The organism is Mycobacterium sp. (genome assembly GCF_044370595.1).
GTDB lineage: Bacteria > Actinomycetota > Actinomycetes > Mycobacteriales > Mycobacteriaceae > Mycobacterium.
The window spans coordinates 1-10,917 of sequence record NZ_JBILVF010000118.1; the positions used below are offsets into that span (position 1 = coordinate 1).

Sequence of the window (10,917 nt, forward strand, 5' to 3'; positions counted from 1 at the left end):
CGACCCCGCCGAGACCACCATCAGGGGACTCCGCGGTCCCGTCGGCCCCCGCCGCGCCCTGGGCGCCGTTGCCGCCCTTACCGCCATCACCACCACGACCGTTGCCCGTGGCGTTACCCCCGCCGCCGCCATCAGCGCCGGCCTCACCGGGCAACACCCCATCGGCGCCATCCCCGCCGTTACCGCCATCACCGGCGACCAACCCGGCACTCCCCCCGGCACCCCCGGCCCCCGGACCCCCCACAAAGCTCGTCGCCGCCCCCGACCGCACCGCCGCCGAGCCACCCACCCGGGCCGTCGACACCGGCGAATACACCCCGTGCCCGCCGTTGCCGCCACTGCCGAACAACAACCCGCCGTTACCGCCATCACCACCACGGCCGCCGTTGAACCCGGCCACCCCATCCCCACCATGACCGCCATTGCCGAACAACCAGCCCGCATCCCCGCCGGAACCACCGTTGACACCGTTGCCGCCGTTACCGCCCAGCAGACCACCCCGGCCGCCATCACAGCCCGCCGCGCACACGCCGGCCAGCGTCACCGCATCCCCCGTGGCGGCCGACCTCGACCACGAGTACCCGTTACCGAACAGCAACCCCGCGTTCGGGTTCGCCGCGGTGCCATCCCCCACAAAAATCCGCACGAACGCCGCCAACGGATCCACCCGCGCCGCCGAGGCCTTCGGCGAGAACACCGACCCCACCACCACACCGGCGCCGCCGCCGCCGACCAGCTCACCAGTACCCACAGCCGCCGCCGGGGCCGCCGTCCGCACCGAGCCACCTGACTCCCGACGCGCCACCGCCCACCCCGCGAACAACAACGGCGCCGCCGCCGGCCCATCACCACCACCGGTGGCCAGCCACGACAACAAGCCCCCCGACAAACCACCCGCGGCCGCCGGCACCGCCGCCACCCCACGCGGTGCGGCCACCGCCACCGGAGCAACACTCGAGGACTCCGACGAGACCGAGGACACCGCTGGCACCACACCCGCATCCCCGACCGGCACCACCGCCGCCGGCTGCGGCGCCACACCAGCCACCGCCGCCGCCGGCTGCGGCACCACACCGGCCACCGGGTCGGCCGTGCCTGCGAACTGCGCGCCTCCATCAGCGCTCGCCAACGGCGCCCTCACCTCGTCAACAGCCACCGGCCTCGCACTCCCGGCCGCCCGCGCCGAACCCCGCTCCTCAGCACCCTCGGCAGAGACCGCCGGCTCGTCGCCACCCGGGACACCTCGCCGGTCGCTACCCTGCCCGCGTCCCTCCCGGCGCGGCTCGCTCACCCCGACATCGGCGCCATCAACAAGACCCGCCTCCGCAACGCTCTCGCCAGCACCGCTCTCGTCGGCAGCACCCGCATCGGCAAGGCTCTCGTCAGCACTGCTGTTTTCAGCACCGCCCCGTGAAGACCTCACCGGCCCCGCTACCGAAGACGCCTCCGCGGCCCCCGCATCCGAGGATCCGCTCGACCCCCCCGACCCCCGCGAATCAGCAAACGCAGCAGGCATCGCCACCACCGCAGCACCCACACCCAGCGCCACCGCCAACGCACCCACCCGGCCCACATACCGCGCATACCCCGGGACCGAACCCGAGCCCCCGGCGCTAAACGCCTCTCCGGCGCCTTCGACCCCGAACCCGTTGACCTGAACCGATGCGCGCACCGCAGACTCCCCTCAAATGTATGAACTACGAAAATGATTAGCTGACGCTCAGATGGAGCACTCTCCGATACCCAGGCAGGGGGTATTGCAAGAAGCTCACGACCGGAGTTTTGCAGATTCAGCGACGGATGTCACGGTCAGCTCTCACATTTGCAACATGCTTTTCACACGCTTCTTTCACCTGAGCGTGAGGCCTGTGGATCGCGGGGTGGCGCACAGGGCGCTCAGAAGACGCTGTAACCCCCGTCGAGCACCACCGTCTGGCCGGTGAGGTACCCCGACCCGGGCCCGGCCAGCCACACCGCCAGCGCCTCGAAATCCTGCGGAGTGCCCCAGCGCCGCAACGGAACTCGCGGCAGGATCTTCGCCTGGGCGGCGGGGGAGTCCAACAGTCCCTCGGTCATCGCCGCCCGGGTCCAACCCGGGACGATCGCGTTGACCCGAATACCGTCGCGGGCCAGTTCAACCGCCAATCCGCGAGCCATCGCCGTCAGTCCCGCCTTGGCGGCGGCGTAGTGGACGGCGAACGGCAGACCGTCAGTCATCGAGACACTGCTGGTGAAGACAATCGAGCCGGTGCCGCGGGACTTCATATGCGCAGTCACGGCACGCACAGTGAAGAACTGCCCATCGAGGTTGACCGACATCACCCGCCGCCACTCCTGGGTGCTCATCGCGTCGATCGGCGCGGGCCGCCCCGGCACCCCGGCGTTGGCGAAGCAGGAGTCGATCTGACCGAACCGTTCCAGCGTGGCGGCCGTCCCGCGGGCCACCGCCGTCTCGTCGCTCACGTCGACGGTGAACGCGACGACCTGCCCCCCGGCCTCGGAAAGCTCTGCCACCGTGTCGTCGTTGCGTGCGGTGTTCGTGCCCCAGATCGCCACTGCCGCACCGGCATTGCGCAGACCACGGGCAATACCCTTGCCGATCCCGCTGTTTCCGCCGGTCACCAGGGCGACGTGTCCGCTCAGATCGTGCCACGACGTGTCCACAGGACGTCCTTTCCTAGATCATGTCCCGGTTGGTCAGCCATCGCATGATCGGCCATCCGGCGAAGACCGGCAGCCAGACCGTCAGCACCCGGTACAGCAGCACTGACGGAACGGCGACGGCGGTGGGCACCCCGAAGGCGGCCAATCCGCCGATGAGCGCGGCCTCCACCGCACCGACGCCACCCGGTGTGGGTGCGGCTGATGCCAGTGTCCCGCCGACCATGGTCACCACCGTGACCGTCACGAAGTTGGTGCCGCCTCCGAACGCCTCGATGCTGCACCACAGGGTAAACGCCATGCCGAGAGTGGTTGTCGCACAACCCAACACGATCAGAGCGAAACGCTTGGGTTCGCGTACCAGCTCCACCAGATCGCCGCCGACTTCATTGATTTTCGGCCGGACGGCGGTATCCAGCCAGTGCCGCAACTTGGGGACGAACAGGAAAGCCCCGACCGCACCGAGTGCGATTCCCCCGATCAGGTAAACCAGGGTCATTTTCGGGACGAAGTGCGACAGGTCGGCCGAGGCGCCGGCAGCGACGGAGAAGAAGATCAGAAGTGCCACATGGGTGATGACCTGCACCGCCTGCTGCACCGCCACGGCCGCGGTGGCGCGCACGGTGCCCAGACCAGCCTTCTGAAGAAAGCGGGTACTCAAAGCCAATCCGCCGACGCCGGCCGGTGTGGTGGTCGCGGCGAATGTGTTGGCGAACTGCATGATCGTGACGTTGCGGAACGACACCAACCCCCCGGCGCAGGCCCACAGTCCGGCAGCCGCACCGATGTAGGTCGACGCCGACACCCCGAGCCCGAGCAGTGCCCACCACCAGTTGGCGTCACGAAGTTCGCTGACGAAAGCGGGCACCGTGCTGATGAACGGGTAGGCGACGTAGACCAGCGCAACCAGCAGCACCAGCTGAATCACTTGTTTGCGGGTGAAGCGGGTGATGGTTTCGGTCTGGATGGCCTCAGCCCCGGTCTGCAACTTGACCTCGTCGCGGGCGGCGGCCAGCACGGTTTTCGGGTCGGTCAGGCTTCTGCGGATGCGCGTCGGCATCGCCGAACGGGTCAGCCGGCGGGAGGCGGCCAGCACAGCGTCGGTTCCGAGCGCCTTGATCGCGGCCGCCACGGAGGCCTTGGCGCCGAATTTGTCGGTGGTCGTTGCCAAAAGCTGTGCGACGTCGGACTGCAGTTGTTCATCGGAGGCGCCGTACTCGGAGTTCCCGAACCCGCCGAACAGCGCGGTCTGGGAGTCGACGGTGATTTCGCTGGCCCGTAAGTCACCGTGGGAGATCTGGTGGCGGTGCAGCACACCCAGTGATTCCCAGACCGGGCCCACGGCGCCGTCGTCGCTGATGTCGTCCAACGAGGCGCCCCGCGGCTCGGTGTGGGCGAACATGGTCCAGCCGCGCTCGAGCCCGGCCAGGCTCACGGTGCTGGTGTTGGCCACACCGAGGTCGCCGACGGCGATTGTCATCAGCGCACGGTGCTCGACGGCACGGTGCAGCGACATCTGTAGAGGCGCAGTTTCACTGTCCCGCAGCACAAGCCAGCGCCAGAACTGTCTGACGGCACCGCCGCTGCGCTGGTTGGGTCCGTAGAGTTCGACCACGGCGTTGCATCCGGCGTCGTCGGTGGCCCGCAGTTCCAGCGGCCCGTTGCCGCCGGGCCGCAGCACGGTCAGCGCCTCGGTGGTGAAGCGGCGGCGCGCCAACGCCCGCACCGCGCCGTCCAGTGGCACCTCCAGCGCCGGGGTGCCGACCACCAGGACCACCAGGGCCCCGACGAACCAGCCGACCGACAGCCCGAGCAGTGAGCGGGCCGGGACCACCGCGCTGACCACAAGGTGAATCGGCACGAACGCCAGCAGCAGCGTCCACCACCAGCGCCGCCAGCGGGTCGGCAGCCAGGGCCCCGATACCGTCAGCACCGCGGCGAGCATCGCGATCCATCGCGGGTCGTCGAGGAACTGCGACAGCATTGTCGGCAGCCGTTCGGTGAGGTCGAAGTGCCAGTTCGGCGCGGCGATGCCCTGGCCGGAAATGGACAGTGCCAGTAAGGCGATGAACCCGGCGGCGGCATAGGCGCCCAACAACTTCCACTGCCGCCCGGCGATCAGACCAACCAGGATCACGAAGGGCAGCGCGACGATCAAGACGCCGTAGACCAGGTAGACGGCGTTGGACTGCGCCGGGGTCAACACCCCGACGATCCGGGAGATCGACTTCTCCAGGCCGACCCAGTCGCTGCGGGTGACCAGCGAACTGAAGATCACCAATGCCAGAAACAGGGTGGCCAGCGTGAGGCGGACGATGTCATTGGTGCGCCGGGTCAGCGGTTGCAGCAGATTGCCGGTGACGGCAACCTCACGCCCATCGACTCGCACGGTTCTGAATCTATCCTCAGTCCGGGCCGACATCGTCCAGCAGCACGGTGCGGGGCTCAGCCGGGGGGCGCCGGTTCGGAACCGAACTGCTCGGGAGGCAGCTGGCCCAGCAGGGCCCCCCGCAGCGCCCCGGCCTCGTACATCTCATAGAGACGGCGCAGGAAGTCGATCCGGCCGGTGCCCGGGATGTCCTGGCTGGGTGCCAAACCCGGTGCCGGCGTGCCCTCGGCGGGTGCGGCCGGTGCCAGGTTCTGGGGCAGCAGGTAATCGGGATTCAACGCGCGCAGGTCCGGGACCGCGGCGGGCGGCGAGCCGGGGGGCGCTGGCGCGGCGTTCTGTCCGAGGAGCAGATTCGGGGCGTACCCGGACAGGTCGGGCAGGCCGAGCGGCCCGGCCGGCGGACTGCCCGCCTGGGCCAGCAGACCGCCGAGCGCCGGGATGAGCCCGGCAGGTGCCGGTGGGGCGATTGGCGGCGCCGGTGGGGGAGGCGGGGGAGGCAACGCAGGTTCGGCGGCGGCCGGTGCTGCGCACAGCAGCGTGGCCACGGCGGCAGTCACCAGCGCGGCTCTCAACGGCAGCTTTCGGCGATCTTCTTGGTCGTCTCGGTCGCCGCCGTCAACCGCTCGGCTTGTTCGGGCACCGCACTGCTCTGCCCGACGAAGAAGTGCTGGGCGATGTCCTGCAACTGCCGCGCCAGCGTCCCCATCGGCTCGGCGAGTTCGGCCGGTGTGTTTGAGGGTGTCGCCTCGCGCAGGTAAGCCGCCCCGCCGGCCATCGCCAGCCGGGTGTTTGCCGCGACCGTCTCCAGTGCCACCGGCTCGGGCCCAAGATCGGCTCGCGACTGCCGCGCAACCCCTTCGGCGACCAGTTCGGCGACCTTGCACGCCTCAGCTTTCGGGTCGGTGGCGGTCGGATTCCCGGCGAACATGGCGGGCGGCTCCGGCGTCGGCGTGGGCTTCAACAGAGCCCATCCCGCCCCGGCCGCAGCCAACACCGACAGCAGCAGTGCCACCGGTGCCATCCAGCGGCCCGGAGCCGACCGGGACGCCGAAGCGCTGTCCCCTGACGAAATCGGATAGGCCAGGGCTGGGTCGTGCAGGTTGTCAGTGGGTTCGGGCATGGCCGCGATATTACGCGTACGCTAGAAGCAGCAAACTCAAGGATTCCACGACGAGATGAGGGGTGTCAGTGCTGTCACGGCAGATGCTGGTCGCAGCCTGCAGCGCAGCACTGGCGGCCGGTGCGGCGCTGGTGGCTCCCGTCGCGGCGGCGCAAACCTGCGCACCGGGTTTTGTGCCGAACCCCTACACCGCACAGTGCCTGGCGCCGGTCAACACCGCGACGATCAACGGAATCCCGTGCATACCCAGCAACATCGGGCTGTGCAGTTCGTTCGTGCAGAATCAGCAGCCACCGCGCGGGCCCCGGCCGGTGGGCTGAGTCGCAGGGCCCTCCTCGCTAGGTTTTCGTCACCGCCTTGTTCAGGAAGCGGGCCGCCCAGTGCGGCGACACCTGCGCCAGGCTCGCCAGCACTTTGGTCTGCCGGCCGACCGGATAGTGCACCCTGGGCAGCCAGTTCCGCGTGACGTGCGTGGCGCCGTAGATCGACTGGGCGACATCTTGGGCGCTCAGATGCACCCCCAAGCGCCGAGTCGCGTTGGTCTCAACACCGTCGACCATCGCGGTGTGCACGAACAGCGGCCACATCGCAATCACCCGGATTCCGTAGCGACGCCATTCCAGCTCCAGCGCTTCGGTCAGGCCGCGCACGGCGAACTTCGACGCCGAGTAGGTCGCCAGCTCGGGCTGGCCGTAGATCGCCGAAGCTGAGCACAGGTTGACCACCTGCGCGCCCCGAGTGTCACGTAGGTAGGGAAACGCCGTGTGTAGGCCGGTCAGGGTTCCGGTGACGTTGACGTCGACGATGCGGCGCTGAGTCTGCAGCGCAATCTCCTCGAACCGCCCGTGGCTGAGCACTCCGGCATTGTTGACCAGGATGTCCAGTCGACCCGAGGTTCCGGTGAACGCTTTCAGTTCCCGCGCCCACTGCTGGGCGTCGGTGACGTCGAGGTCCCCGATCGCGATGTCACCGCCGCGGCCGGTGATTTCCTCCCGCAGCGTCGCCAGGCCGGCCAGGTCGACGTCATAGGCGCCCACCCGGTAGCCGCGCTGCGCGAAAAAGACTGCGGTGGCCCGGCCGATTCCGGCAGCAGCGCCGGTGATGAAGATGGTGGGTGCGGTCGACGATGTGCCGGACTGTGTCATCATTCCAGACTTTCCGCTCTACGGCAGCCGTGCAACCCGGACCGGGCCTCGATCGAAGCCCGGTCTCGCCGGTCGACCTCTCTCCGACCCGGCGGATCTGTGCGGGCGGAGGGATTCGAACCCACACGCTCTTTCGAGCACCGGCACCTAAAGCCGGCGTGTCTGCCATTTCACCACGCCCGCAAGCCTGTCGATCCTATCGCGGCTGATCACCGGTACCGTCATGGTGTGTCCCTCCCCCGCCGCGTTGCGCTGATCGCGACGGTGATCGCCGCCGCCGGGGTCTGCCTGGCGCTGGGTTGGTGGCAGTGGAGCAGGTGGGAGTCGACGACCGGCAGCTTCCAGAACTTGGGCTACGCACTACAGTGGCCGGCATTCGCGGGCTTCTGCATCTACGCCTATCGCAAGTTCATGCAGTACGAGGCGCATCCCCCCGAACCGGCCGCCACCGAAGCCCCGACCGAGCTACCCGCCGGGCTACTACCGGCACGTCCTGCCGCTTCAGCGCAACCGCAGGACGCCACCATGCGTGAGTACAACGCCTACCTCGCCGAGTTGGCGAAGTCCGACCGAGCCGGCGGCGCCGACCAGAAAGGGACCCCCGCATGACCGACACTCCTCCGATCACGCCCGTCGAGAAAATCCGCTCCGCGCTGAACAGCTACCGGGTGTTGGCCTGGATGACCGGAATCTGGCTGATCGCGCTGTGCTACGAACTGATCCTCAAGTACGTGGTCAAGGTGGAAAACCCGCCGGAGTGGATCAGCATCGTGCACGGCTGGGTCTACTTCGTCTATCTGCTGTTCACCGCCAACCTCGCAGTCAAGGTGCGCTGGCCCATCGCCAAGACCGTCGGCGTGCTGCTGGCCGGCACGATTCCGCTGTTGGGGATCATCGTCGAGCAGGTCCAGACCCGCGAGGTCAAGGAGCGCTTCAACCTCTAGTTGCCGGGGCGGTTCCACCCGGGCGGTTCGGCAACTCACTGAGCGTTTCGACCTTCCCCCTTGTTACGGAAATTTCGCTATGGATATTCTCAGGCGACCGTCAGGGAATTCGGAAGGAATTTTAATGGCCGCCGCTTTTTCTTCGCACTTCACACACGACAGCTACGTGGGCCGGGTCGGCGCCTTAGCAGTGGCCTTGGGGATCGGGGCGGCGGTCGTTGCGATGCCGGCGGTCGCCATCGCGGACACCAACGGTTCAGCCGGGTCGACTGGATCGGCCGACGGGAACGCAACTGCACCCAAGACCAGGGCGTCCCATCCCGGGGTCTCACGCGGCACTACGCGGAGTGAGGCGACCGCAGGCAAGGACTCGGACACTGCCGCAGCGGGTGACACCGATGACTCGGATGCCTCGGATCCCGATATCGCTGCACCGGATGACTCCCCGGCCCCGCGGGGCAGCCAACTCGGTGAGAGCGCCACCGAGACCGACACCGAGACCGACAGGGTCGAATCTCGCGAAGACCGCCGGGTCCGAAGCACCCCCGATGTCACGCCCGAGCCGAACACCGCGCCCATCGAGGCACCGGACAACGAGCCTGTCCTCGACGACGCGTCGGCGGCAACGACGCCGAACACCCCCCGACCCGCGGCAGCGAACTCGGCTGCTGCTGTGCCTGCGACGGCTGTTCTGATCGACGACAGTGGTGCTGACGCGATCGAGACCCCTCAACTGGCCACGCCCCTGGCGACGTCGGCCCCGGTGATGACGGCACCCTCGGCGGCTGTTAAGGGTTCGGTGTCGGCGTTGAGCGGCAACCTGCTCTCGTGGCTAGGCGCCGGCGATGGCGGTGACGCCCCGGCCGCGGCACCCCTGATGTGGACCGCGGCAGCGTTCACCCGCCGGGAGTTCGACACCAAGACATCCACCCCGAAGGCGGCGGCCACCAGCACCGGCGAGCCGGCCATCCCGACGCTGAACCTGCTGTCGCTGTTCTCCCCGAAGGCCTCGGCCACCGGTGGTTTGACGGCGACGCCGTTCCGGTTGTTCGGCGATGGCACCGCGGAGAACCCGGATGCGGGCTTGCTGGGCGGCAACGGCTACTCCTACACCAAGTACGAGGGAGCGTGCACCACCGGCACCTGCAATGGCGGCAAAGCCGGGTTGCTGTGGGGTAACGGCGGTTCCGGTTTCGCCGGCGGTACCGGCGGCGGGGCAGGGCTGTGGGGTAACGGCGGTGCCGGCGGTGCTGGCGTGGACGGGGTTGCGGCCGGCGGAACCGGCGGCGCTGGGGGGACCGGTGGGCTTTTCTTCGGCCGCGGCGGCGATGGCGGGGCCGGGGGAACCGCTAGTGGTCGCGGCGGGGTCGGCGGGACCGGCGGTGTCGGCGGTAACAGCGGACTGTTCTCCATCGCCGGGTATCCGCCGGGGCTGAGCTTCGCCGGGACCGGCGGCGCCGGTGGCGCGGCCACCGGGGAAGACGGGATCGGCGGCCAAGGCGGCCGTGGCGGGGACACCGGACTGTTCTCCCCGGTCAACAACGCCGGCGTCGGCGGCGCCGGCGGCGCGGCGACCAACCGCGGCGGTGTCGGCGGCAACGGCGGCGAAGGCGGTGTCACCGGTCTGTTCTCCCCGGCCGGTGACGGCGGGGCCGGCGGCACCGGCGGCACCGGGTTCGCCCGTGGCGGCAACGGCGGTAACGGCGGGCAGGGCGCGGTTCTGATCGACGGCGGCGGCAACGGCGGCGCGGGTGGCGACGCGGTGGGCGTCGGCGGCACCGGCGGCAACGGCGGCAACGCCGGCGGCGTCGGCATGCTTACACTGTGGGGCGCCGGCGGTGACGGCGGCGCCGGCGGCAACAGCACCGCCGCACCCGTGGACGGGGTGGCCGGCGGCAACGGCGGCAACGGCGGCAACGGCGGCGCGAACTCCTGGCTGATCCCCTTCACCATCGACGGCAACGCGCCCTCTGAGGACAACGGCACCGGCGCCGGCGGCACGGGCGGCCGCGGCGCCGACGGCGGACTGGGCGCCAAGGGCGGCGACGGCGGCAAGGGCGGCACCGGTGGACGGGGCAGCGTGCTGCTGGCCAACGGCGGGGCCGGCGGCAACGGCGGACTCGGCGGCAACGGCGGCGGCGGCACGGCCGGGGGCAGCGGCCTCAACGGTGACCCGACGTTCGTGATCGATTACGGCAACGGCCCCGGCGGCGGCCAGAACGCCACCGCGGGCGGTGCGGGTGCCGCCGGCGGCAACGGCGGCACCGGCGGCAACGGCGGCGAGGGCAGCTGGGCGTTCTTCATCAGCGCCCCCGCCAAGGCCGGTGACGGAGGCGACGGCGGCAACGGTGGTAACGGTGGTATCGGCGGCAACGGCGGCCGCGGCGCGGACGGCATCGCGACCAACGTCGACGGCGGTCGCGGCGGCAATGGCGCCGATTCCGGCGCCGGCGGCACCGCTGGCAAGGGCGGCGCGGCCGGCACCGGCACCGGCGGTACGGCCGGTAAAGACGGCAACGGCGGAACATCGCCGAGCGGGGTCGGCAACGGCGGCGCCGGCGGCAACGGCTACACCCCCACCACCCCCGGCGCCCGCGGCGGCGACGGCGGCGGCGGCGGCGACGGCGGCGCGACCGGCAACGGCGGTGCCGGCGGCAA

The 10,917-nt window shown here is 69.9% G+C and carries 8 protein-coding genes, 1 tRNA gene and 2 pseudogenes; 4 read left to right on the top strand and 7 right to left on the bottom strand.

The window, feature by feature from the left end:
• The 5 genes and pseudogenes from ADBZ5N_RS13905 to ADBZ5N_RS13925 form a co-directional block, all read right to left on the bottom strand.
• Positions 1-1,672, bottom strand: a pseudogene (locus tag ADBZ5N_RS13905) (hypothetical protein); the annotation flags it as partial.
• A gap of 224 nt (positions 1,673-1,896) precedes the next feature.
• Positions 1,897-2,664: an SDR family NAD(P)-dependent oxidoreductase gene (locus tag ADBZ5N_RS13910; RefSeq protein WP_526258288.1), complete on the bottom strand. Its 768-nt coding sequence runs from the start codon at positions 2,662-2,664 to the stop codon at positions 1,897-1,899.
• A 13-nt stretch (positions 2,665-2,677) separates the two neighbouring features.
• Positions 2,678-5,050: a lysylphosphatidylglycerol synthase transmembrane domain-containing protein gene (locus tag ADBZ5N_RS13915; protein ID WP_526258290.1), complete on the bottom strand. Its 2,373-nt coding sequence runs from the start codon at positions 5,048-5,050 to the stop codon at positions 2,678-2,680.
• A gap of 56 nt (positions 5,051-5,106) precedes the next feature.
• Positions 5,107-5,607 (bottom strand): hypothetical protein, encoded by a 501-nt coding sequence (locus ADBZ5N_RS13920; RefSeq protein ID WP_526258292.1) that lies wholly within the window; start codon positions 5,605-5,607, stop codon positions 5,107-5,109.
• Between the two features lie 11 nt (positions 5,608-5,618).
• On the bottom strand, positions 5,619-6,170 hold the full coding sequence (locus ADBZ5N_RS13925; RefSeq protein ID WP_526258294.1) for a hypothetical protein: 552 nt from the start codon (positions 6,168-6,170) through the stop codon (positions 5,619-5,621).
• Between the two features lie 62 nt (positions 6,171-6,232).
• Between ADBZ5N_RS13925 and ADBZ5N_RS13930 the strand changes: the two genes are divergently transcribed.
• Entirely contained in the window at positions 6,233-6,490 is a 258-nt protein-coding gene (locus ADBZ5N_RS13930; RefSeq protein ID WP_526258296.1) for a hypothetical protein, read from the top strand.
• An 18-nt stretch (positions 6,491-6,508) separates the two neighbouring features.
• Here the strand turns inward: ADBZ5N_RS13930 and ADBZ5N_RS13935 are convergent, their stop codons facing one another.
• Positions 6,509-7,315, bottom strand: coding sequence for an SDR family oxidoreductase (locus tag ADBZ5N_RS13935; RefSeq protein ID WP_526258298.1), 807 nt, complete (start codon positions 7,313-7,315; stop codon positions 6,509-6,511).
• Between the two features lie 100 nt (positions 7,316-7,415).
• Positions 7,416-7,498 (bottom strand) — tRNA-Leu (locus ADBZ5N_RS13940).
• A 45-nt stretch (positions 7,499-7,543) separates the two neighbouring features.
• Here ADBZ5N_RS13940 and ADBZ5N_RS13945 point away from each other — a divergent pair.
• From ADBZ5N_RS13945 to ADBZ5N_RS13955, 3 genes and pseudogenes are all read left to right on the top strand, one after another.
• Positions 7,544-7,924 carry a hypothetical protein gene (locus ADBZ5N_RS13945; RefSeq protein WP_526258300.1) on the top strand — a complete coding sequence of 127 codons (381 nt, stop codon included), beginning with the start codon at positions 7,544-7,546 and terminating at the stop codon, positions 7,922-7,924.
• A complete protein-coding gene (locus ADBZ5N_RS13950) occupies positions 7,921-8,259 on the top strand; it encodes a DUF3817 domain-containing protein (protein WP_526258302.1) in 339 nt (112 codons plus the stop codon). The genes ADBZ5N_RS13945 and ADBZ5N_RS13950 overlap by 4 nt, the downstream gene beginning before the upstream one ends.
• Positions 8,260-8,383: 124 nt before the next feature.
• Positions 8,384-10,917, top strand: a pseudogene (locus tag ADBZ5N_RS13955) (hypothetical protein); the annotation flags it as partial.

Bases quoted from the DNA above. Each gene is read 5' to 3' on its own strand.
- ADBZ5N_RS13935 (WP_526258298.1), bottom strand. From the start codon at position 7,315: ATGACACAGTCCGGCACATCGTCGACCGCACCCACCATCTTCATCACC.
- ADBZ5N_RS13950 (WP_526258302.1), top strand. From the start codon at position 7,921: ATGACCGACACTCCTCCGATCACGCCCGTCGAGAAAATCCGCTCCGCG.
- ADBZ5N_RS13925 (WP_526258294.1), bottom strand. From the start codon at position 6,170: ATGCCCGAACCCACTGACAACCTGCACGACCCAGCCCTGGCCTATCCG.